The sequence below is a fragment of the Enterobacter sp. 22499 genome (assembly GCF_052044815.1).
In the GTDB taxonomy this organism is placed as follows: Bacteria; Pseudomonadota; Gammaproteobacteria; order Enterobacterales; family Enterobacteriaceae; genus Enterobacter; species Enterobacter bugandensis.
This window is the reverse complement of sequence record NZ_JBQENR010000006.1, coordinates 200,045-222,809: the sequence shown is the minus strand read 5'-3', so window position 1 is coordinate 222,809 and position 22,765 is coordinate 200,045. Positions and strand designations below refer to the sequence as shown.

Genomic DNA, 22,765 nt, shown 5'->3' with positions numbered 1-22,765 from the left:
GAGAAACGTTATGGAACTGACCCCCAGAGAAAAAGACAAGCTGTTGCTGTTTACCGCCGCGCTGGTTGCCGAACGCCGCCTTGCGCGCGGGGTAAAGCTCAACTACCCGGAATCGGTCGCGCTGATCAGCGCCTTCATCATGGAAGGCGCGCGCGATGGCGAAACCGTCGCCGCGCTGATGGAGGCGGGCCGACACGTCCTGACGCGCGATCAGGTGATGGAGGGCGTGCCGGAGATGATCCCGGATATACAGGTGGAAGCCACCTTCCCGGACGGCTCCAAGCTCGTCACCGTCCACAACCCGATCGTGTAAGGAGCACGTGATGATCCCAGGTGAATACCAGATCCAGCCCGGCACTATTGCGATCAACGTCGGGCGAGACACTCAAAGCGTGATTGTGGAAAACCACGGCGACAGGCCGATCCAGGTCGGATCGCACTACCACTTTTACGAGGTCAACCCGGCGCTGAAGTTTGATCGCGAAGCCACCAGGGGCTACCGGCTGAACATTCCGGCGGGCACCGCCGTGCGCTTCGAGCCAGGCCAGAAGCGAGAGGTGACGCTGGTGCAGGTGACGGGCGCGCAGCGCATTTTTGGCTTTCGCGGCGAAGTCATGGGCGAGGTGAAACATGGCTGAAATTTCACGTCAGGCGTATGCCGACATGTTCGGCCCCACCACCGGGGATAAGGTGCGGCTGGCGGACAGCGAGCTGTGGATCGAAGTGGAAGACGATCTCACGGTCTACGGCGAAGAGGTCAAGTTCGGCGGCGGGAAGGTGATCCGCGACGGCATGGGTCAGGGGCAGATGACCGCTGACGGCTGCGTGGATCTGGTTCTCACCAACGCGCTGATCGTCGACCACTGGGGGATCGTGAAGGCCGATATCGGCGTGAAGAACGGGCGGATCTTCGCCGTCGGCAAAGCCGGGAACCCGGACATTCAGCCCGGCGTGACGATCCCGATCGGCGCCGCGACGGAAGTGATTGCCGCCGAGGGGAAGATCGTCACCGCTGGCGGGATCGACACCCACATCCACTGGATCTGCCCTCAGCAGGCGGAAGAGGCGCTGGTCTCCGGCATCACCACCATGATTGGCGGCGGCACCGGTCCGGCGGCGGGCACCAACGCCACCACCTGCACGCCGGGGCCGTGGTATATCGCGCGCATGCTGCAGGCCGCCGATACGCTGCCGGTGAATATTGGCCTGCTCGGCAAAGGTAACGGCTCCAACCCGGATGCCCTGCGCGAGCAGATCGCCGCCGGCGCCATCGGGCTGAAGATCCACGAAGACTGGGGCGCGACGCCCGCTGCGATTAACTGCTCGCTGGAGGTGGCCGAAGAGATGGATATTCAGGTGGCGCTGCACAGCGACACGCTGAACGAGTCCGGGTTTGTCGAAGACACGCTGGCGGCCATCGGCGGGCGCACGATCCACACCTTCCACACCGAAGGCGCGGGCGGCGGCCACGCGCCGGATATCATCACCGCCTGCGCGCACCCGAATATTCTGCCCTCTTCCACCAACCCGACCTTGCCCTACACGGTGAACACCATCGACGAGCACCTCGACATGCTGATGGTTTGCCATCACCTTGACCCGGATATCGCCGAGGACGTGGCGTTTGCCGAATCCCGCATTCGCCGTGAGACCATCGCTGCGGAAGACGTGCTGCACGATATCGGCGCGTTCTCGCTCACCTCGTCAGATTCGCAGGCCATGGGCCGCGTCGGGGAAGTGATTATCCGCACCTGGCAGGTGGCGCACCGCATGAAGGTCCAACGCGGCGCGCTGCCGGAAGAGACGGGCGATAACGACAACTTCCGCGTGAAGCGCTATGTCGCCAAATACACCATCAACCCGGCGCTGACCCACGGCATCGCCCATGAAGTCGGTTCGATTGAGGTGGGTAAGCTGGCGGATCTGGTGGTCTGGTCCCCCGCCTTCTTTGGCGTAAAACCGGCCACCATCGTCAAAGGCGGGATGATCGCCTGCGCGCCGATGGGCGACATCAACGCCTCGATCCCCACGCCGCAGCCAGTGCATTACCGCCCGATGTTTGGCGCGCTGGGCGCCGCACGTCACGCCACGCGGCTGACGTTTGTTTCTCAGGCGGCCCACGCGAACGGCATCCCGCAGCAGCTTAGCCTGCAGAGCGCCACGGCGGTGGTAAAAGGCTGCCGGACGGTGAAAAAGGCCGACATGATCCATAACGCTCTGCAACCGAACATCACCGTCGATTCGCAAACCTACGAGGTGCGCGTCGACGGTGAACTGATTACCAGCGAACCGGCCGACGTTCTGCCGATGGCGCAACGCTATTTCCTGTTTTGAGGAGTGAAGATGATCTACTTAACACAACGTCTGGACCACGCGCATCCGACTACCGCCAGCGTCACGCTGCCGATTGACGTGCGGGTGAAAAGCCGCGCTCGTGTGGCGCTTAACGACGGGCGCGAAGCCGGACTGATGCTGCCGCGCGGCCTGCTGCTGCGCGGGGGCGACCTGTTGACCACCGACGACGGCAGCGAAGTGATCGAAGTGATCGCCGCCCCGGAGTCGGTTTCCGTGGTGCGCTGCGCCGATCCGTTCCTGCTCGCCCGCGCCTGCTACCACCTGGGCAACCGCCACGTGCCGCTGCAGGTCATGCCCGGCGAGCTGCGTTATCACCACGATCACGTTCTCGACGACATGCTGCGCCAGTTCGGGCTGGAGGTAACCTTCGCCAGCCTGCCGTTTGAACCGGAAGCGGGCGCTTACGCCAGCGATGCCCACAGCCATAGCCATTCTCACGCCCATTCACATTAAGGATCAATCATGCGTAAGTATTTACCGCTGTTACTGCTGGCTTTTTCCGTTCCCGCGCTCGCGCATCCCGGCCACGGCGCCGACAGCTTTCAGGCCGGTTTTCTCCACCCGCTGACCGGGCTGGATCACCTGCTGATGCTGACCGGGGCTGGCGTGCTGTCTGCCCTGAGCGGCCGCAAGCTCCTGCTGCCGTTTGCCACCCTCGGCATGATGCTTGTTGGCGCCGTTGCGGGCAGCCTGCTCGGCGGCTTTAGCGGCATGGAGATGCTGATTATCGCCTCGCTGGCGGTCTGCGGCGTGATGATGTTTAAAACCGAAAACCGCCTGCTGCTGGCGGTGCCTGCCCTGGCGATGTTCCACGGCTGGGCGCATGGCGTGGAGATGTCTGGCCACAGCTTCTGGCTGTTCACCAGCGGTTTTATGCTGGCCAGCGCGACGGTGCTGTGCGCCAGTTTCGCCGCAGGCTTGCTGCTGCGCCGTCACGACGGGCTGCGTAAAACCTTCGGCGGCGGGCTGATCGTCTCCGCCCTGCTGGCGCTGATGAGCTGATGGAGCACGCTCGCCAGCGGCTGCGCCTGATGCAGCTCTCCAGCAGTAGCCTGCCGGTCGGATCGTTTACCTGGTCGCAGGGGCTGGAGTGGGCCGTTGAGGCGGGCTGGGTTACGAGCACCGACGCCTTCAGGCGCTGGCAGATCCAGCAGATGGAGCAGAGCTTTTTCGGCGTCGATCTGCCGATGTTTATCCGGCTGTTCCGGGCCTGCGAACAGCAGGACGTCGCGGCAGCAAAACGCTGGACGGCATATTTGCTCGCCTGCCGGGAAACGCGCGAGCTGCGCGAAGAGGAGCGCAACCGTGGTGCGGCCTTTACGCGCCTGATTAAAAGCTGGGAGCCGAACTGCCCGCCAGAGTGGCAGCCGCTGTTTGCGCAGAGCCAGCTCTGCGGCATGGCGTGGCTCGGCGTGCGCTGGGGCATTGGCGCGCACGAGCTGGCGCTGAGCCTCGGCTACAGCTGGATAGAGAGCGCGGTGATGGCGGGCGTCAAGCTCGTCCCCTTCGGACAGCAGGCGGCGCAGCAGCTGATTATCGAGCTGAGCGACCATTTTGCCGCCGGGTTTGAACAGGCATTTTTACGTGGCGACGACGCGCTGGGGGCAGCTACGCCACTGTCGGCCATCGCCTCCGCGCGCCACGAAACACAATATTCACGACTATTCCGTTCCTGAGGAGTCAACATGGCTGATTACAAACATCCCCTGCGCGTGGGCGTGGGCGGTCCGGTAGGATCGGGCAAAACCGCGCTGCTGGAAGCGCTCTGCAAGGCGATGCGCGACACGTACCATCTGGCGGTGGTGACCAATGATATCTACACCAAAGAGGATCAGCGCATCCTCACCGAGGCGGGCGCGCTTGAGCCGGAGCGCATCGTGGGCGTGGAGACGGGCGGCTGCCCGCATACCGCCATCCGCGAAGATGCCTCAATGAACCTCGCGGCGGTAGAAGCACTCAGCGAGAAGTTCGGTAATCTGGATCTGATCTTCGTTGAAAGCGGCGGGGACAACCTGAGCGCGACCTTCAGCCCGGAGCTGGCGGACCTGACCATTTACGTGATCGACGTGGCCGAAGGGGAAAAAATTCCGCGCAAGGGCGGACCGGGGATCACCAAATCCGATTTTCTGGTGATCAACAAAACCGATCTTGCGCCATACGTGGGGGCGTCGCTGGAGGTGATGGAGCGTGATACTAACCGCATGCGCGGCGAGCGCCCGTGGACGTTTACCAACCTGAAGGCGGGTGACGGTCTGGGGACGATTATTGCGTTTCTGGAAGAGAAAGGGATGCTGCGGGTGTAGTCGTAAATTTCCCTCTCCCCTGTGGGGAGAGGGTTAGGGTGAGGGGGTTACGCCTCAGGCAGTTCCGCCAGCGGCCAGCGCGGACGCACGGACACGCTCAGGTCGGACGTTGCCCCCGCATTCAGGCGCACCATACCGGCGTAAGCGATCATCGCCCCGTTATCGGTACAGAATTCCGGACGCGCGTAGAACACTTCCCCGCGACGCTTTTGCATCATCTCCGCAAGCTTCGCACGCAGCGTGCGGTTGGCGCTGACGCCGCCCGCCATCACCAGGCGCTTAAACCCGGTCTGATCCAGCGCACGCTTGCACTTGATCATCAGCGTATCCACCACCGCATCTTCGAACGCGCGGGCGATATCGGCGCGGGTCTGCTCGTCGTTGTCGTTATTACGGATAGTATTCGCCGCGAAGGTTTTCAGCCCGGAGAAGCTGAAATCCAGCCCCGGACGGTCGGTCATCGGACGCGGGAAGACGAAGCGCCCTTCCGTTCCCTGCGACGCCATTTTTGACAGCATCGGGCCGCCCGGGTAATCCAGGCCCAGCAGCTTGGCGGTTTTATCGAACGCCTCGCCGGCGGCGTCGTCGATCGACTCGCCCAGCAGCTCGTACTTGCCAATACCCGTTACGCTAATCAGCTGGGTATGCCCGCCGGAAACCAGCAGCGCCACGAACGGGAACTCAGGCGGATTGTCTTCCAGCATCGGCGCCAGAAGATGCCCTTCCATGTGGTGAACCGGAATGGCGGGAACGTCCCACGCGAAGGCCAGCGAACGCCCTACCGTCGCGCCGACCAGCAGCGCACCGACCAGACCCGGCCCTGCGGTATAGGCTACGGCGTCAATATCGGTTGAGCTTAATCCGGCCTCTTTCAGCGCCGCCTGAATCAGGGGAACCGTTTTACGCACGTGGTCACGAGAGGCCAGTTCAGGTACGACGCCGCCGTAGTCAGCGTGCAATTTCACCTGACTATACAGCTGGTTGGCCAGAAGCCCTTTTTCGTCGTCGTAAATGGCGATGCCGGTTTCATCGCAGGATGTTTCAATACCCAGTACACGCATGACTTGTTTTACCTCGTTTCAATACCGCGCAGTGTAGAGCCTGGGCGGGTTGATGTAAAACTTTGTTCGCCCCAGGAAGAAGGCTCGTGTATACTCCTCACCCTTATTAAAGTCCCTTTCAAAATCGCATCGGTGCTTTACAAAGCAGCAGCATTTGCAGTAAAATTCCGCACCATTTTGAAATAAGCTGGCGTTGATGCCAGCGGCAAACCGAATTTATTAAAGGTGAGAGTTACATGCCGGTAATTAAAGTACGTGAAAACGAGCCGTTCGACGTAGCACTGCGTCGCTTCAAACGTTCATGCGAGAAAGCAGGTGTTCTGGCTGAAGTTCGTCGTCGTGAGTTTTATGAAAAACCAACGACCGAACGTAAGCGCGCTAAAGCTTCCGCTGTGAAACGTCACGCGAAGAAACTGGCTCGCGAAAACGCACGCCGTACTCGTCTGTACTAATCTGTTGAGGGCCAACGCCCTCAATTGACAGACAGAGTAGTAGTCGTAAGGCCGTGCTTCCGGAAGGAATGCGCGGCTTGTTTTCGTTTATAAGTCGCTTAAATTTTTGGGGCATATGGCCGGAAGAATCCCACGCGTTTTCATCAATGACCTGCTCGCCAGAACCGACATCGTCGATCTCATCGACGCGCGGGTAAAGCTGAAAAAGCAGGGCAAGAACTACCATGCGTGCTGTCCGTTCCATAACGAAAAAACCCCCTCCTTCACCGTAAACGGTGAAAAGCAGTTTTACCATTGCTTCGGCTGTGGCGCACACGGTAATGCCGTCGATTTTTTAATGAACTACGACAAGCTCGAGTTCGTTGAAACCGTCGAAGAACTGGCGGCGATGCATAATCTTGAAGTGCCGTATGAAGCAGGCAGTGGGCCAAGTCAGATCGAGCGCCATCAGCGGCAAACGCTGTATCAACTGATGGATGGCCTGAATTCGTTTTACCAACAGTCTCTTAAGCACTCTGCGGCTGAGCCTGCGCGTCAGTATCTGAACAAGCGCGGACTGAGCGACGATGTGATTGCGCGTTTCGCTATTGGTTACGCCCCGCCCGGCTGGGACAACGTGTTAAAGCGTTTTGGCGGCAATAGCGAAGATCGTAAATCCCTCATCGACGCAGGCATGCTGGTCACTAACGACCAGGGACGAAGCTACGACCGCTTCCGTGAACGGGTGATGTTCCCGATCCGCGACAAGCGTGGCCGGGTAATTGGTTTTGGTGGTCGCGTGCTGGGTGATGCCCTGCCGAAATACCTCAACTCTCCGGAAACCGATATTTTCCATAAGGGCCGCCAGTTGTACGGTCTTTATGAGGCGCAGCAGGACAATGCGGAACCTCCGCGTCTGCTGGTCGTCGAAGGCTATATGGACGTCGTTGCGCTGGCGCAGTACGACATTAACTACGCGGTTGCGTCGTTAGGTACGTCCACCACTGCCGATCATATTCAACTGCTGTTCAGGGTGACCAACAACGTCATCTGCTGTTACGACGGTGACCGAGCCGGACGCGACGCCGCCTGGCGAGCGCTGGAAACCGCGCTGCCGTATATGACCGACGGACGTCAGCTACGCTTTATGTTCCTGCCCGACGGTGAAGACCCGGATACGCTGGTGCGTAAAGAGGGCAAAGCGGCATTCGAAGCGCGGATGGAGCAGGCACAGCCGCTCTCGACGTTTCTGTTTAACAGCCTGATGCCGCAGGTGGATTTGAGTACCCCTGACGGGCGCGCGCAGCTCAGTACTCTGGCGCTGCCGTTAATCAGCCAAGTGCCCGGCGAAACGCTGCGCATCTATCTGCGTCAGGAGTTAGGCAACAAGCTCGGTATCCTGGATGACAGCCAGCTTGAACGTTTAATGCCTAAACAGGCTGAAAACGGCACGGTTCGCCCCGCGCCTCAGCTAAAACGCACAACCATGCGTATACTGATAGGGTTACTGGTGCAAAACCCCGAACTTGCTCCGCAAGTGCCGTCGCTGGCGGGTTTGAACCACGAAAAGTTGCCCGGACTTGGCTTATTTTCAGAACTGGTCAACACTTGTTTGTCTCAGCCAGGTCTGACCACAGGACAACTTTTAGAGCATTATCGCGGCACAAAAGAGGCCGCTACCCTTGAAAAACTGTCGATGTGGGACGATATAGCAGATAAGGAAATTGCAGAAAAAACGTTCACCGACTCGCTCAACCATATGTTTGATTCGATGCTTGAGTTGCGCCAGGAAGAGTTGATAGCTCGCGAGCGCACCCATGGCTTAAGCAGCGAAGAACGCCGGGAGCTCTGGATGATTAACCAGGAGCTGGCGAAGAAATAAAAAATTTAACGGCTTAAGTGCCGAATATCGATCGGGAAGCCCCCGGCAGCCGCACTGAGAGGCAGCGGCAAAAATATAAGTACGCCCTCGCTTTAAAGGTTGGCAGCACCATCGCCGACACCAATCAAACGAATTAAGTGTGGATACCGTCTTATGGAGCAAAACCCGCAGTCACAGCTGAAACTTCTTGTCCAACGCGGTAAGGAGCAAGGCTATCTGACCTATGCCGAGGTCAATGACCATCTGCCGGAAGATATCGTCGATTCAGACCAGATCGAAGACATCATCCAAATGATCAATGACATGGGCATTCAGGTGATGGAAGAAGCACCGGATGCCGATGATCTGTTGCTGGCTGAAACCTCCAACAACACTGACGAAGATGCGGAAGAAGCTGCTGCACAGGTCCTGTCCAGCGTGGAATCTGAAATCGGGCGTACCACTGACCCGGTCCGCATGTACATGCGCGAAATGGGTACCGTTGAACTGTTGACCCGCGAAGGCGAAATTGACATCGCAAAACGCATCGAAGACGGGATCAACCAGGTTCAGTGCTCTGTTGCCGAATACCCGGAAGCGATTACCTATCTGCTGGAGCAGTACGATCGCGTTGAAGCGGAAGAAGCGCGCCTGTCTGACCTGATCACCGGTTTTGTTGACCCGAACGCTGAAGAAGATATGGCGCCTACCGCCACTCACGTCGGTTCTGAGCTGTCTCAGGAAGAGATGGATGACGACGAAGATGAAGATGAGGAAGAAGACGACGACAGCGCGGACGATGACAACAGCATCGACCCGGAACTGGCGCGCGAGAAGTTTGCCGAGCTGCGTACCCAGTATGAAGTAACGCGTGACACCATCAAAGCGAAAGGCCGCAGCCATGCCGCCGCTCAGGAAGAGATCCTGAAGCTGTCTGAAGTATTCAAACAGTTCCGCCTGGTGCCAAAACAGTTCGACTACCTGGTAAACAGCATGCGCGTGATGATGGATCGCGTACGCACCCAGGAACGCATCATCATGAAGCTGTGCGTTGAGCAGTGCAAAATGCCGAAGAAGAACTTCATCACCCTCTTCACCGGCAACGAAACCAGCGAAACCTGGTTCAACGCGGCTATCGCGATGAACAAGCCGTGGTCTGAAAAACTGCACGACGTGAAGGACGATGTCTATCGCGGTCTGCAGAAGCTGCAGCAAATTGAAGAAGAGACCGGCCTGACCATCGAGCAGGTCAAAGACATCAACCGTCGTATGTCCATCGGTGAAGCGAAAGCCCGCCGTGCGAAGAAAGAGATGGTTGAGGCGAACTTGCGTCTGGTTATCTCTATCGCCAAGAAATACACCAACCGCGGTCTGCAGTTCCTGGATCTGATTCAGGAAGGCAACATCGGTCTGATGAAAGCGGTAGATAAGTTTGAATACCGTCGTGGTTACAAGTTCTCTACTTACGCGACATGGTGGATCCGTCAGGCGATCACCCGCTCTATCGCGGACCAGGCTCGCACCATCCGTATTCCGGTTCATATGATTGAGACCATCAACAAGCTCAACCGTATCTCCCGCCAGATGCTGCAGGAGATGGGCCGCGAGCCGACGCCGGAAGAGCTGGCCGAGCGCATGCTGATGCCGGAAGACAAGATCCGTAAAGTGCTGAAGATCGCCAAAGAGCCAATCTCCATGGAAACACCGATCGGTGATGATGAAGATTCGCATCTGGGGGATTTCATCGAGGATACCACCCTCGAGCTGCCGCTGGACTCGGCTACTACCGAGAGCCTGCGTGCCGCCACGCACGACGTTCTGGCTGGCCTGACCGCCCGTGAAGCGAAAGTGCTGCGTATGCGTTTCGGTATCGATATGAACACCGACCACACGCTGGAAGAAGTGGGTAAACAGTTCGACGTGACCCGCGAACGTATCCGTCAGATCGAAGCGAAGGCGCTGCGTAAGCTGCGTCATCCAAGCCGCTCTGAAGTGCTGCGTAGCTTCCTGGACGACTAAACTGTCGTGACCGTGAAAAAGCTCCCTTCGGGGAGCTTTTTTATTGCCTCTTGCTGTGGGAGAGGACCAGGGTGAGGACATCAGGCCGCAGAGGCTCCTAAAGCCCCCGCACCATCAGCGCCTCATCCAGCTCCCGATACGCCTCTACCAGCTTATCCAGCGTTGCCCTGTTGAGCCCGCTCGGATTCGGCAACACCCACACCTGCGTAACGCCGATGGTGATGTTCTGCTTACCCCACTTAGCCCCGCGCTGGCTAAACGCCTGCTCGTAGGCCTGCTTACCGAGGATCGCCAGCGCGGCGGGCTGATAGTCTTCAATCTTCTTTACCAGTTCCCGCCCGCCGCTGCGCAGCTCATGCAGGTTGACCTCGCTTGCCTGTACCGTCGGCCTCTCGACCAACATGGTAATTCCGCAGCCCGTGTCCAGCAGGTGCTGCTCCTCTTCCGGCTTGAGTAACCTGTCGGTAAACCCGGCCTGATAGATCACCTTCCAGAAGCGATTGCCCGGATGGGCGAAGTGAAAGCCGGTGTGCGCCGAGGACTTTCCTGGATTGATTCCGCAAAACACCACCCGCAGGCCAGGGGCCAGAATGTCGTTGATCATCTTTACTCCCGCTGATACGTCGTAATGGAAGTATAAAGGATTGATAATGCGTTGTTTATAAAAACAGCAGGCAGGTGTGAATGGCTGGATTGCTGCGGGGAGTTACTTTATAATTCACCGCCACGGCCCCTTAGCTCAGTGGTTAGAGCAGGCGACTCATAATCGCTTGGTCGCTGGTTCAAGTCCAGCAGGGGCCACCAAATTTTAGCTATAGAATCATATAATTAAGTCACTCGCAAGAGTGGCTTTTTTGTTTTCTAATTCTGGAGTAGCAATAAAATGGCGGTAGGTATTGCAGCGCAGTGTGATTGGTTCAACCTTTTGACTAACGGTTCACTCATTCCTTTGTCCGCATTAGTTGCGATTTGTCTTTTCATTATAAGAGAATTGTTGGATTGTTATCGTAAGTCACAATCCAAGAAAAATGAGATCAGGGCTCTAAAAAAGATTTTTGCTAGAGAGTGTCAACTCGCCTGGAGTGTATGTGTAACAATTAAAGAACTATGTGAGCAGTTTGCGCCCTACGAAGCACGTCCTATGAACGAGTGTCCGCTCAACTTCAGCATCACGAGAACGACAGCTGGTAAAACGCGTTATGCCGTCAAAGAAAATGATAATTTGAGTTCAGGAGGAGTTCTTAACAAGCCATCTGTAGAAACTTTCAAAAAACACCTCTACGATATCCTGAAACTTGATTCTTCCTTCTATAAAGAGGCAAACTCAGCCTTTTCAGCTGTGATAGAGCTGCAACATTTTTACGAATCTTTAGTCGATAATGATGATACTGCTCAGCTATTGGGACTTAATAGCGTAATGTATGGCTTTTCAGGGTATGCCATTGAAGAAATCGTGTGGATTGAAAGAGATATTAAGGGGCTCTATCAATACTGTACTGATGAAGAACTGACTGAAGGCCTTTTACGTTAAAACCCGCCGAAGCGGGTTTTATCAGAGCCACAATGACCGCTGACCACCAATAGTCGGGTGAGGTGGGGCTGGAGTTATAGTTCCGGGTGTAACAATAAAACGCTCTACCGACTCCATCGTCACAAACGTACAACTGCAATTTATATTTTTGCATTGATGGTAGCGCTCTTTGGTATTCTCACTTAGATATCTACTGGTTCGAGCATGCGCCCCGTGCTGGCATTTCGGACATAGGAAAATTATTACGCTCTCAATTCACAATTTGTGAATAAATGATACGCCACATCTCACAAACTGAGAATGGTTTATATTTATTCACCTCTTCGGTAAAATACCCCACATCCGAAACCTTAAGCTCTAAGCCCGTCGTGTAGCTGTTTCCGTTAAGGTTATGCACCACCCGGCTGATTATCCAAGTCTGTTCGTCTATAACGCGCTTAAAGTCTAAATAGACCCGTTTTAGTTCCAAGAGTTTTTTGAGATCCTGGCCAGATAATGGTGCTGTCGGTATTCCTCCGGTGTCATATTGTTCAGCGATTCATGCGGGCGTTCACAGTAGTATTCTGATAACCATTTATCTGTGATTTCCTGCACCCCATTCAGCGTTCTGAGCAGATAAAAATCGAGTATTTCTGTAAGGTATATCCGGTTAAAAAGCTCAATGAAAGCGTTCTGCGTTGGCTTACCCGGCTGGATAAACTCCAATTTTACTGCATGTTTATCTGCTCATTCAGCCAGTTAAGGTTGCGGATCGCGCAAGCGATATCCTTCAGAGAAGTTAGATTGTTCATGGAGGGCAGGATGCCGTCGGGGTAGAGATAGGGCAATAAAGCGGGGTTTTATGAAGGATGAAACAACAATCATACCCTAAGTTTTAACCAACGAATTTGGCGAACTCAGTTTGACAAAAGTGGTGACTAGAATGGTAAGTTGTGATGAGGTTACTAGCATGACCTACGCTATTGATTCTAAATTCAATTAGACTTACATTAAAGTTATCTGAGTAGAAACAAGGGACGTAAAATGAATGGTCTGCAAAAAATAGAATTATTAGAAGAAATCGGCACAAAATTACAATCACGGATGACATTTTCGGATATTGATATTTATTTCCGCGGACATGGAGTACCAACTCAGGATAATTACCCAAATAATAGCAAAAGATCCTATGCAAAAGATATGCTGGCTAATGCAAATGAAAATCTATTATTGGTCATTGCGAGCGAATTGGGGCTTCTGGAGCAAGTAAATGATCATGAAACAAAGGATGTCGAAGTTAGTTTTTGGCAGCCAGGCTATTTCAGGTTGTTTTTAAGTCATTTAGCTTCATTCAAAGTTCAAACCTCACACCTCCAGTCCGCATTACGAAAGTTTGCAATATCAAGTTTTGTAGCACATGAAGATATTGAGCCAACTAAAGAATGGCAAAATGAAATTGAAGCTGGCCTTAAAACCATGGATGCTTTAGTGGCAATTTTAATGCCTGGATTCCCTGAGAGCAAGTGGTGTGATCAAGAGGTTGGAGTTGCAGTGGGGCGTGATATTTTAATAATACCTGTTCGCAGAGGACTTGACCCATACGGTTTCATTGGAAAATATCAAGGCATTCAGGCTCAGGGAAAGAAAACGGGAGAAGTTGCAGAAGCTATCTTCAACACCCTTGTGAAATCACCTAAGACGAGGAATAAAATCCTTCTCGCCCTCTCTGGTTCACTCTCAAATGCAATCACAGTAAAGGATGCAATCGAGAAAATAGAAATTTTCAATTCTCTTACATTGGTACCTCCTGACATTTTGGAAAGTCTTAAACAACAAATCATAAAGAATAAAAGACTAGTCGATTCAAAAGAACTCCTAAATAAGTTAAATTTAATGTTAGAAAAATTCAATGTTGAAAAACTTAAAACAGGAAATATCGAACAAGAAACTCATTGGGACGACATTCCTTTTTAACAAAACCTTATCGAATCACATTTTTGATATTATATAGCAAATAAAAAACTCCAGCGAGGATTAAATATGAGTTCAATGGATTATGATTCCTACATGAAAAAATTAATGGCCGAATCTGGGGTCAAAAGCACATTGGAAATATTGACGATGAAATCTCTGTTTATCGAAATGTTCTTCGATGAACAAAAACTTAGCTCGGGAACCGCTTTTTTAGCAGCAAATGATACGACTTCCCATTGTGCCTTGATAACTAACAGGCATAACGTTACAGGCAGAAATCAAGAAACAGATGAATGCCTTAGCAGGCTAGGCGCCATTCCTAATAACATTGTTATCCATTTTCATAAAAAAGGTTCAATAGGAGAATGGCATAAAGTTAACTTGCCATTATATAGAGAGAATGGCGAACCATATTGGATAGAAGATCCACTTCATGGAAAAAAGGCAGATGTAATAGCTTTAAATCTAAATTGGGGAAGTGATGTAAACAAATTACCTTACTACATGAAAACCACCTTAGACCGAGACAACTTATATGTTGGCCCGTCTGACACTGTAAGTGTGATAGGGTTTCCTTTTGGGATAAGTAGTTCTGGGAAATTCCCTGTATGGGCTACGGGTTTTATGGCTCAAGAATTACTTCTGATAACAAAGGAAAATCCAGTTTTTTTAATTGATTGCAGAGCAAGGCAAGGTCAATCAGGTTCACCTGTAGTTGCATATCGGTCAGGCGGATTTAGAAAAATCGATGGGGATAAAATAACCTCGATTCTATCCGCCGCACCGAAATGGGAGTTTTTAGGGATTTACAGCGGGCGAATTAATAACGAATCAGATTTAGGGAGGGTATGGCATGCATCTGTTATTGAGAGGATTTTAAATGCAGCAGAAAAAGACTTTCAAGATAGAATGACCAAATCAAAAGAAAAGAATTAAACCCATTTCATAGACCTACGAGCCTTTATCACAGAAAATGATTAAGGCTTCTATTCCTGAAAGCATTTCCACCACACAAATTATCAAAAAAAACCAACACCTTTTAAATTAACCCGGCACCTCTTCAAGGCCAATCCATTATATCTAACGTGCAATTTAGTATTTTTAATATCTCAATTGGAATATTTCATAATTACCTCCTCAATAAGCTGCGGCCGTCATCGAACGTGCAGATATCCGGCTGATTTTCCCTGAGCCATACGGCCACCGGCACTAAAATCAAGTCAGGGTCGCCCACGCAGTCACACACGAGCACATTCAGGATGTAAATTTTCTCATGCGACAGCGAGGCCGTGAGCCGCGCATCGATATTCCCCTCATCGGCAAAGATGCGCATCATTTCGGGATTTGTTTCAAGCTGCGGGACGGCTTTAATCAGCGCTTCGCTCAGGCTGCGTGCTTTCTTCATCGAGTACCTGACAGTCTTTGACGGTTTCAACCTGCAGCGCGCAGGCGGCGAGCGCGTGCTCAAGCCTGCGAATATCGGCGCTGAGGTCGTTATTAGTGGCTGGGTCACTTGTCGGCATCGGGCAATAGCTCACCTTCGGGCAGGCGCTGTAAACAATGACCGGCGCGGGTGTGCAGCCTGCGCACAACATCAGGCAGCTCAGCGCTATACCAGCGGCGTAACGTTTCATTCCAATTTATCAGCCTCGTAATGGTTTCTTCACTCCGCACGACCATCGCACCAGCGGCCAGCAGTTCGCCGCATAAACTGACCTGCGCGGTTTCATTTCGCTTGGCAATTCCCTGCGAAACGGAAAGCTGATTTTTCAGTATCCCGATCACGTTTTCCTGTTCACCTGCGATCTTGTTTGCCCGTTCAAAAGAACGCGTCAGGTTCCCACGTTGAATGAGAAGCAGACCAGCGCGTCGTAAACGTACTGCGGCATTTTAACCGGCGCGCATACCCAAACGGTGCAAAAGGCAAACGTATCAGAAAGAAATTCGCTACAAAGGGCGAGGCTCTGGCGTTTGAACAGTACACCGTTCAAAACCCGTGGCTGAAGAAAAGTAAGACAGGCGCACGTTAAAAGAACTCGTTGATTCATGGTATAGGGCTCATGGTATTACATTGAAAGACGGCTTGAAGTGCCAGCTAACCATGCACCATGCTTTTGAGTGTATGGGCGAACCACTTGCACGCGATTTCGATGCCCAGATGTTTTCCCGCTACCGAGAAAAACGGTTAAAAGGTGAATACGTCCGTTCAAACAGAGTGAAAGACGTTTCGCCTCGCACGCTTAATCTTGAACTGGCCTACTTCCGGTCTGTATTCAATGAGCTAAACCGCCTCGGAGAATGGAAGGGTGAAAACCCACTGAAAAACATGCGCCCATTCCGCATATAAGAAATGGAAATGGCCTGGCTAACTCACTACCAGATATCGCTACTGCCAGGAGAGTGTAAACGGCATGACTACCCTGATTTAGAAACTGTGGTAAGAATTTGTCTCGCCACTGGCGCACGGTGGTCTGAGACCGAGAGCCTGAGAAAAAGCCAGCTTGCGAAATACAAAATCACATACATCAACACGAAAGGCAAAAAAAAACCGCACCGTTCCAATTAGCAAAGAGCTCTATGAGTCTCTGCCTGATGATAAAAAAGGGAAATTGTTTAGTGATTATTATGGCGCGTTCCGGTCTGCGCAGGAAAGAACAGACATCGAATTACCGGCAGGGCAACTTCCCCATGTTTTACGCCACACCTTCGCCAGTCACTTTATGATGAATGGAGGTAATATTCTGGTCTTGCAGCGCGTGCTCGGTCATACCGACATCAAAATGACAATGCGTTACGCACATTTCGCACCAGACCATCTGGAGGATGCTGTGAGGCTAAACCCACTGAACAACAACAGAGATTAGCTCCATTAAGTCATTTGCCGAGCATCTCTCTTAAATCTTGAGCCCAATGCGTATCGTCAGATTTGATCGTTCCTTCAACATCAGTAAGCAGTTTTTGCTCAAGAATTGTCTCGGCATTTCGACTCTGGCTAAAGTATCTTACTGTTTCGGCAAAGTCCCAATTCTCATCTGCAAGCAGGCGCGGCTGGAAAGAATGACAGTAGATTGCAGCTATATCTTTACCCATAAAGTTAAAATCAGAAATCAATTCGCAAATTTTCATATCACGTGCAAATTCGACCTCAGGGCCATGCAAGGTTTCATATCCAATATGAATTATTGTTGATTCTCCAATCGGTGCCTGCTTTACAGCCTGAACAAGTACCCTTTTTATATCTTTTGCTTTTTTATCGACAGACTCATCAGCGAGACAAATCCATTTTGCGCAGAAAGGCATTTCTATCTCATCAATGAATACGTTTATTGTACTAAGTTCATCATTGCTAAAAGTGCATAACTTGGCGTTGCAAACCATTGTATAACTTCCAAACGGGTCATACTGGTCATCTAATAAGGAATTTAACTGAGGAGAAGGATATTTCACATGCCACTTTCTTAAATGATTATCCACCCGTTCCATATCAATTAAGTTAGCCTGGACCAAAATAACATCGCTCTCACATACTGCAACCTTACCTTTCACAAGATGATCAGAGCCGTAAATTTTTGCTACAGCACCGAGAAGCACATCGATACGTGTTTGTACTATTTCAGTTTTAAAAATCACATCAAAAAAAACTGGCTTATGGTATCGAGTAATCAATGGTCGAGCCATTTCCCACCGCTTCAACCACTCCGCCCTTTCTTCTTCTGAATACTGAGTCACCTTTGCTAATCGCTTGCACTCAACATAAAAAATATCAGCGCCTTTAACAACTTTGAGGTCTGGTGTTTTATGAGCACCTGTTTCTGGAATGAACTCAACTTGCCAGCCATTTTTCAAATAGCAGATAGCCACAATCAACTCAAACAAAATGGAATCAGGTTGATTAATTGTCTTAACAAGCAAGTCATTTAATTTGGATTCAATACCTTTGACCTGCTTCAACTTTTCGCTATGTTCACCGATAACTGCGAAAAAATGCCAAATTCTTGACGATTGAGCTGGCTCATCTACTGTTGGGCGATCAGCCAAAGATTCAACTAAGTACAAATACCATGCAATCCAGTCATCATAGAATGCCAGCCGTGCATCTTTCTCATGGAAAGAAACGTCAGATTTTCCTGTGAAAAGGCGCTCCGACATTTCGCGGAAGTAAGCCAAAACAGCCCCACGACGCTCAACCCATTTATCTTCACCCATTACATCAATAAACCAACGGTATGCTGTTTTTATCTCTTTGACTAATGGTGCATCATGTCTATGATTGAAGCGTTCAAAAAATGCAGCATACTCATCTTCAACATTTTGATTTTTAATATTTTTTTCACCCACCGTGATTCCACCTAGCTTATGCGGTTTATGCATTCAAGATTAACTAACTTGCATGTTATCATTTTTGATATCAGGCAAGTGTTAGTCACGCTATAAAGGCTAGGTTGTCGCTTAAAGGCAATTTGATAAGTGGCGATAAAGTGGCGGTAGAAATAGCTGATAATGTCTAATCACTGGCAAACGCTGGCAATTTATGTCAATAATAAATAACGCAAACTATTGATTTTCTATTGTTCAGGTAGGAACTCATAATCGCTTGGTCGCTGGTTCAAGTCCAGCAGGGGCCACCAAATTTTAGTTTTAGAATCATATGATTAAGCCACTCTAGCGAGTGGCTTTTTTGTTGGCTGAATAACGGGTACCATCTTGTTGTCCCCTGAGTTTTCCCCCAAGCATTCGCCAGGCTGTATCCCTCCTTTGATTTTGCTGCCCCCTATGCAAGCACATACGGAATCAATCACACGTAGCCCGGCCTGCAGCTCACCCTCACAAACTGCAAATCTAAAGAAATCCCCCATCGCGCCGATCATCATCCGTGTGTATTATTTCCTGTAGCTTTTACAACAACTACCCTTAACTCAAATACTTAAGCGCCAAAGCGAAAGGCATCATGAGCACACCGATCAAACGGCTAGAAATCATTAAAAATGCCATTGAACTGGAAGATGACGACATCATCCAGAGCCAGCTGACACGCCTGAAAAATGAAGCGTTTGACGATGAGCTACAGGCAATCGTCGTGGCGCTTGAGGAAAAGAACTATACCTCGGCCATGGCGGCCATAACCGCCTGGCTGCAGGGCCAACGCGCCGTGACCCAGTGGCGTGACCCACAGGTAGCCGCCAGCAAGCTGGAGCTGAAGGCGCTGGAAGAGCGTCTGCGCGATCTGATTGACCGCCGCAACGCGCGCGTGCAGCAGCTTGATGAGTTCAACGATCTCTATTTCTCCCGCCTCGGACCGCTGATGCAGCAGATCCTCGCCCTGCGTAAAACGCTGGCGGAGCTGAACCTGCGTCGTCAGCAGGCGGAGGCACGTCGTCGCGAGGAGGATTACCGCCGCTGTCAGCGCTATATGGCGCAGGCGGTGGAGGTGCTGGCGACGCTTACCCAGCGCTGGCGCGATCTCCCGGCTGACTCCGTCCAGGCCGCTCAGGCGCGTAAGCATCTGGAGCAGCAAAGCAATCTGATTGCCAACCTGCTGGCCGAAGCGCTCGAACTGGAAAGCGGCTTAACGCGCGAAGAAGAGCCCGCGCGTCAGGCGCGCGACGAGGCCAACGAAGAGTACGAGAAGTATCGCGAACAGCATCACGATGCCGAAGTGCGGCTGCGCAAGGGCAAACATCTCTCGGAAGAAGATCAGAACGAACTCAAGCGCCTCTGGCGGCAGGCGAGCAAGCTCTGCCATCCGGATTTAGTCGCAGACGATCTGAAAGAGGAAGCCAACGCGATGATGGTGCAGCTCAACCAGGCCAAACAGCGCGGCGACGTCAAAACCATTCGCTCGCTGGTGGCCCGCCTGCAGCAGGGGTTCGAGCCATTGATGGCGAGCGACAGGCTGAACGATCTGGAGCGTATCCGCAAAAAAATGGCGCAGGTCCGCGAGCAAATCGACACCTTAGTGAACGAGCTGGCGGAGCTGGAAAAAGAGGAGTCCTGGCTGCTGGTATCGTCGCTGAGCAATATGGAAGCGTACTTTGCTCAGCAGGAGAAAGCGCTAAAAGAGGTATGCGCCTCGCTCGAACACCAGGTTAACGAAGCGCAGATGGATTCGGCAGCCTGATTATTTAGCGTGCCAGTATGCGCTGGCACGCACCAGATGCTGGTCAATCGCGTTGGTTTCAAACTGGCGGCTCAGGCTTTTTACCACCTTCCCTTCTCCGGTCAGCCAGATAAAGTAATCCTCCGCCGGCACGGCCAGCGCCGCCAGACGGTCAGCCACTGCCTGCTCGCTGTGGCCCACCACCCAGGTGATGTTGAAATCACTCAGGTGCGCCAGATAGTCCTTATAAGATTCGTCACCTACGGTCACCACCGCGTGAATCTCCGGACAAACCGGCAGTTTAGCAATGCTCTCTAAACGTCGACGCAGCGCCGGCATGCCGGACTCGTCGCACACGTACAGCTGCCAGGCGTAATCCTCCGGCACTACCAGCGAACCGCGCGGGCCGCCGATCGTCAACCTGTCGCCCACCTTCGCCTCGACTGCCCAGCCGCTGGCAATCCCGCCGTCATGAATGAAGAAATCGAGCGCCAGTTCATGATTTGCCTCATCGTACAGCGGCGTATAGTCGCGCGCCTGTGGACGTACGCCGTCGCCCCAGTCGATGCCTTCATCGGTGACCTTCGGCGGGACAAACGTGGTGCCAGGTGCAGGGAAAAAGACTTTGGTGTGGTCGTCGAAGCCGCGGGAGCTAAAGCCCTCCAGCGCCTCGCCGCCTAAAACAATGCGCTGAAAGCCTGCGCTAACGCGTTCAACGCGGCGCACCGTCAACTCGCGAAAGCGCAGGTCATTACGCACGCGCTGTGGGTAACGGGTAGATGCCATTTTTAGCCTCTTCTCTGGTAAATACGATATATCGGAATTGATTTTTAAATGATAATGATTACTAATCAGTAAAAAAGCAAGATTTTTTAGATTGCATCTGAATATATCTTAGATATAGTTTAGATATATCAAATTAAGAGACACAACATGCGACATGAACACGACGGCGGCGGACGCCGACCGCGCTTTTTCGGCCACGGCGACCTGCGACTGGTGATTCTGGATATCCTGACCCGCAGCGCCAGCCACGGCTATGAGCTGATCAAAGAGATCGAGAACCTGACCCAGGGGAACTACACGCCGAGCCCCGGTGTGATCTACCCGACGCTGGAATATCTGCAGGATCAAACCTTTATCACCATTACGGAAGAAGAGAGCGGTCGTAAGAAGATTGCGATTACCGCTGAAGGACAGCGCTGGCTGGACGAAAACCTGGAACAGCTGGAACAGATCCAGGTGCGTATTAAGGCGCGCAGCGTCGGCTTTGAGCTGCGCAAAAACCCGCAGATGAAGCGGGCGCTGGATAACTTTAAAGCGGTGTTAGACCTGAAGGTAAATCAGGGAGAGCTCAGCGACGCGCAGCTCAAGCAGATTATCGGCATAATCGACCGCGCGGCGCTGGAGATCTCCCAGCTGGATTAAGCTGGCGCGTGCTCGCTCACTCGGAATACGCGTACCAACTCTTTCAGGTGCATCGCCTGCTCGTTAAGGGATGCCGCCGCCGCGACGGACTCCTCCACCAGCGCAGAGTTCTGCTGGGTGGTGGCATCAATCAGGCCAATCGCGCTGTTGATCTGCGAGATCCCCTCCGTCTGTTCGTGGCTGGCCTGGCGGATCTCGCGCAGGATCGTGTCCATCTCCTCCACGTTGCCGACCATGCCGTTGATCAACGCGCTCGCTTTTTCCACCAGATTCATCCCGTCCTGGGTCTGGCTAGTGGAGCTCTCGATCAGCTCGCGAATTTCACTGGCAGACGACGCGCTCTTCTGGGCAAGCTGGCGAACCTCACCGGCAACCACCGCGAAGCCGCGGCCGTGCTCGCCCGCACGCGCCGCTTCCACCGCCGCGTTCAGCGCCAGAATGTTGGTCTGGAACGCAATAGCGTCGATCAGGTCGATAATGTCGGACATCCGGTTCGACGTCTCGTTAATCAGGCGCATTTTGCTGGTCACCTGCTTCATCATCTCCCCGTTGTTTTTGACCACCGTGGCGGCATCTGCCGAGAGATTAGTCGCTTCCCCGGTGTGCGAGGCGGTGTTTTTCACCGTCGCGGTGATCTGCTCCATCGAGGCGGCGGTCTGCTCAACGGAACTTGCCTGCTCCTCGGTGCGCGCGGCAAGGTCCTGGTTACCAGCGACAATCTGCGCGGCTGCGCTGGAGATATTCTCCGAGCCCGTTTGCACCTGCTGCACAATATCCAGCAGGCGGTTTTTCATCTCCATCAGCGCGTGCAGCAATAGGCCCGTTTCGTCTTTGCCGTGCGGCGTGATGCTGCCCGTCAGGTCGCCCTCTGAAATGGCATTGGCAAAATTCACCGCCTCGCCGAGTGGGCGGGTAATAGCGCGCACGATAAACCAGCCAATCAGGCTGCCAGCGGCGACGCTAAAGAGGGTGATCAGGATCAGTAGCAGTCGGCTGGACCTGAAGTCTCCTTCCACCTGCGCCCCCGCGCTCTGCATCTCATGGTTCTGAATCGCAATCAGCTCCTGCACTTTAGCTTTATAGGCCTGCTGCACGGTGAGGGTATGGGTCATCATCTCCTGGATAGCACCCGCACGGTCATTATTCTGCACCGCCTGCAAAATGCGATAGCGCGAGTCCAGATACTGCTGACGAACGTCGCGGATCTCGGCAAGGACCTGCTGCGATTTCGGGTCCTGCAACACCGTATTCAGCTCGCCCAAAATCACCGTGATATGCTCGCTGATCTCTTTAAGATGCTGCTGCGACTGTGCCGTGTACGTCCCCTGTTCATCCAGCAGCATGAGCTGCTGAGTGCTAATAAATTCCTGGAAGTTGTCGATTAACTGGTTCGCTTTAACCGTGGTGGGATAATCATGGGTAATGATGGATTGCATCCCGTTGTTTGCCCGGTTCAGGCTCAGTAAGGACATACTGGCGCTGATCACCATCAGGACAATAAAGAATCCAAACGCCAGAAATAATTTCGTGCCGATCTTTACGTCATGTAAGAACATATTTACTCCATCGATGTGATTATTTCTCAGACGATCGCTGTTATCGGTAACGAATCCGCTAACTTTATGACTTTGATCGTTTTTTTATTTCATAACCATCACAATGGATAGGTAAAGGCTATTAATTCCGCCCCATCGATCGTTACCAGACCACCAGAACAGTGTTTTGC

At 52.7% G+C, this 22,765-nt stretch carries 23 protein-coding genes, 1 tRNA gene and 4 pseudogenes; 17 read left to right on the top strand and 11 right to left on the bottom strand.

All coding sequences use genetic code 11. From position 1 onward, the window contains the following. Positions 1-10: 10 nt before the first annotated feature. The 7 genes from ACTJI7_RS17735 to ureG are packed head-to-tail and all read left to right on the top strand — an operon-like array spanning position 11 to position 4,658. Positions 11-313, top strand: coding sequence for an urease subunit gamma (locus ACTJI7_RS17735; RefSeq protein ID WP_041908071.1), 303 nt, complete (start codon positions 11-13; stop codon positions 311-313). Between the two features lie 10 nt (positions 314-323). Further along, complete coding sequence (locus tag ACTJI7_RS17730) at positions 324-638, top strand: urease subunit beta (RefSeq protein ID WP_049000594.1); 315 nt, start codon at positions 324-326, stop codon at positions 636-638. Continuing rightward, positions 631-2,334 (top strand): urease subunit alpha, encoded by a 1,704-nt coding sequence (ureC, locus tag ACTJI7_RS17725; protein ID WP_063155321.1) that lies wholly within the window; start codon positions 631-633, stop codon positions 2,332-2,334. Before ACTJI7_RS17730 ends, ureC begins: the two co-directional genes overlap by 8 nt. Before the next feature lie 9 nt (positions 2,335-2,343). Beyond that, positions 2,344-2,808, top strand: a complete 465-nt coding sequence (gene ureE, locus ACTJI7_RS17720; RefSeq protein WP_059355109.1) for an urease accessory protein UreE — start codon at positions 2,344-2,346, stop codon at positions 2,806-2,808. A 9-nt stretch (positions 2,809-2,817) separates the two neighbouring features. Beyond that, complete coding sequence (locus ACTJI7_RS17715) at positions 2,818-3,357, top strand: HupE/UreJ family protein (protein ID WP_063155320.1); 540 nt, start codon at positions 2,818-2,820, stop codon at positions 3,355-3,357. Next, on the top strand, positions 3,357-4,031 hold the full coding sequence (locus tag ACTJI7_RS17710; protein ID WP_063155319.1) for an urease accessory protein UreF: 675 nt from the start codon (positions 3,357-3,359) through the stop codon (positions 4,029-4,031). The genes ACTJI7_RS17715 and ACTJI7_RS17710 overlap by 1 nt, the downstream gene beginning before the upstream one ends. Before the next feature lie 9 nt (positions 4,032-4,040). Then, positions 4,041-4,658, top strand: a complete 618-nt coding sequence (ureG, locus tag ACTJI7_RS17705) for an urease accessory protein UreG (RefSeq protein WP_022651876.1) — start codon at positions 4,041-4,043, stop codon at positions 4,656-4,658. Between the two features lie 47 nt (positions 4,659-4,705). Here ureG and tsaD read toward each other — a convergent pair whose 3' ends face one another. After that, entirely contained in the window at positions 4,706-5,719 is a 1,014-nt protein-coding gene (tsaD, locus tag ACTJI7_RS17700) for a tRNA (adenosine(37)-N6)-threonylcarbamoyltransferase complex transferase subunit TsaD (protein WP_041908060.1), read from the bottom strand. Between the two features lie 236 nt (positions 5,720-5,955). On the opposite strand from tsaD, the gene rpsU reads away from it, so the two are divergent. From rpsU to rpoD, 3 genes are all read left to right on the top strand, one after another. After that, positions 5,956-6,171, top strand: coding sequence for a 30S ribosomal protein S21 (gene rpsU, locus ACTJI7_RS17695; protein WP_001144069.1), 216 nt, complete (start codon positions 5,956-5,958; stop codon positions 6,169-6,171). A gap of 115 nt (positions 6,172-6,286) precedes the next feature. Further along, positions 6,287-8,032 (top strand): DNA primase, encoded by a 1,746-nt coding sequence (dnaG, locus tag ACTJI7_RS17690; protein ID WP_028014472.1) that lies wholly within the window; start codon positions 6,287-6,289, stop codon positions 8,030-8,032. A 153-nt stretch (positions 8,033-8,185) separates the two neighbouring features. Beyond that, positions 8,186-10,030, top strand: coding sequence for an RNA polymerase sigma factor RpoD (rpoD, locus tag ACTJI7_RS17685; protein WP_028014473.1), 1,845 nt, complete (start codon positions 8,186-8,188; stop codon positions 10,028-10,030). A 97-nt stretch (positions 10,031-10,127) separates the two neighbouring features. Here the strand turns inward: rpoD and mug are convergent, their stop codons facing one another. Beyond that, positions 10,128-10,634, bottom strand: coding sequence for a G/U mismatch-specific DNA glycosylase (gene mug, locus ACTJI7_RS17680; protein ID WP_048998545.1), 507 nt, complete (start codon positions 10,632-10,634; stop codon positions 10,128-10,130). A 124-nt stretch (positions 10,635-10,758) separates the two neighbouring features. On the opposite strand from mug, the gene ACTJI7_RS17675 reads away from it, so the two are divergent. Beyond that, positions 10,759-10,834, top strand: a tRNA-Ile gene (locus ACTJI7_RS17675). A 79-nt stretch (positions 10,835-10,913) separates the two neighbouring features. Beyond that, a complete protein-coding gene (locus ACTJI7_RS17670) occupies positions 10,914-11,561 on the top strand; it encodes a hypothetical protein (RefSeq protein WP_063155318.1) in 648 nt (215 codons plus the stop codon). Positions 11,562-11,582: 21 nt separating this feature from the next. Here the strand turns inward: ACTJI7_RS17670 and ACTJI7_RS17665 are convergent, their stop codons facing one another. From ACTJI7_RS17665 to ACTJI7_RS17655, 3 genes and pseudogenes are all read right to left on the bottom strand, one after another. Further along, complete coding sequence (locus tag ACTJI7_RS17665) at positions 11,583-11,801, bottom strand: DNA-binding transcriptional regulator (RefSeq protein ID WP_063155317.1); 219 nt, start codon at positions 11,799-11,801, stop codon at positions 11,583-11,585. Positions 11,802-11,877: 76 nt separating this feature from the next. Further along, positions 11,878-12,003: pseudogene (locus tag ACTJI7_RS17660) on the bottom strand (late control protein); the annotation flags it as partial. A 17-nt stretch (positions 12,004-12,020) separates the two neighbouring features. Continuing rightward, positions 12,021-12,287: pseudogene (locus tag ACTJI7_RS17655) on the bottom strand (integrase core domain-containing protein); the annotation flags it as partial. Between the two features lie 297 nt (positions 12,288-12,584). Here ACTJI7_RS17655 and ACTJI7_RS17650 point away from each other — a divergent pair. Further along, positions 12,585-13,514 (top strand): toll/interleukin-1 receptor domain-containing protein, encoded by a 930-nt coding sequence (locus ACTJI7_RS17650; RefSeq protein WP_063155316.1) that lies wholly within the window; start codon positions 12,585-12,587, stop codon positions 13,512-13,514. A 66-nt stretch (positions 13,515-13,580) separates the two neighbouring features. After that, positions 13,581-14,450, top strand: a complete 870-nt coding sequence (locus tag ACTJI7_RS17645) for a hypothetical protein (RefSeq protein ID WP_202815540.1) — start codon at positions 13,581-13,583, stop codon at positions 14,448-14,450. A 211-nt stretch (positions 14,451-14,661) separates the two neighbouring features. On the opposite strand, the pseudogene ACTJI7_RS17640 reads toward ACTJI7_RS17645, so the two are convergent. The 3 genes and pseudogenes from ACTJI7_RS17640 to ACTJI7_RS17630 form a co-directional block, all read right to left on the bottom strand. Further along, a pseudogene (locus ACTJI7_RS17640) lies at positions 14,662-14,919 on the bottom strand (phage tail protein); the annotation flags it as partial. After that, positions 14,882-15,109 (bottom strand): Rz1-like lysis system protein LysC, encoded by a 228-nt coding sequence (gene lysC / locus ACTJI7_RS17635; protein ID WP_237764636.1) that lies wholly within the window; start codon positions 15,107-15,109, stop codon positions 14,882-14,884. The gene lysC and the pseudogene ACTJI7_RS17640, both read right to left, overlap by 38 nt. Further along, complete coding sequence (locus ACTJI7_RS17630; protein ID WP_063155315.1) at positions 15,024-15,374, bottom strand: hypothetical protein; 351 nt, start codon at positions 15,372-15,374, stop codon at positions 15,024-15,026. Before ACTJI7_RS17630 ends, lysC begins: the two co-directional genes overlap by 86 nt. Positions 15,375-15,394: 20 nt before the next feature. Between ACTJI7_RS17630 and ACTJI7_RS17625 the strand changes: the two are divergent. Beyond that, positions 15,395-16,378: pseudogene (locus ACTJI7_RS17625) on the top strand (phage integrase). Positions 16,379-16,388: 10 nt separating this feature from the next. On the opposite strand, the gene ACTJI7_RS17620 reads toward ACTJI7_RS17625, so the two are convergent. Beyond that, positions 16,389-17,852: a hypothetical protein gene (locus ACTJI7_RS17620; protein WP_136431118.1), complete on the bottom strand. Its 1,464-nt coding sequence runs from the start codon at positions 17,850-17,852 to the stop codon at positions 16,389-16,391. A 610-nt stretch (positions 17,853-18,462) separates the two neighbouring features. Here ACTJI7_RS17620 and ACTJI7_RS17615 point away from each other — a divergent pair. Next, a complete protein-coding gene (locus ACTJI7_RS17615; protein ID WP_041908017.1) occupies positions 18,463-19,632 on the top strand; it encodes a DNA repair protein in 1,170 nt (389 codons plus the stop codon). Here ACTJI7_RS17615 and ACTJI7_RS17610 read toward each other — a convergent pair whose 3' ends face one another. Then, positions 19,633-20,397, bottom strand: coding sequence for a siderophore-interacting protein (locus ACTJI7_RS17610; protein ID WP_048958934.1), 765 nt, complete (start codon positions 20,395-20,397; stop codon positions 19,633-19,635). It abuts the gene before it with no gap. Between the two features lie 147 nt (positions 20,398-20,544). On the opposite strand from ACTJI7_RS17610, the gene ACTJI7_RS17605 reads away from it, so the two are divergent. Further along, on the top strand, positions 20,545-21,039 hold the full coding sequence (locus ACTJI7_RS17605) for a PadR family transcriptional regulator (RefSeq protein WP_063155313.1): 495 nt from the start codon (positions 20,545-20,547) through the stop codon (positions 21,037-21,039). Here ACTJI7_RS17605 and ACTJI7_RS17600 read toward each other — a convergent pair. Then, entirely contained in the window at positions 21,036-22,595 is a 1,560-nt protein-coding gene (locus ACTJI7_RS17600; RefSeq protein WP_028014479.1) for a methyl-accepting chemotaxis protein, read from the bottom strand. The two genes, ACTJI7_RS17605 and ACTJI7_RS17600, sit on opposite strands and share 4 nt — an antisense overlap. Positions 22,596-22,765 lie beyond the last annotated feature (170 nt).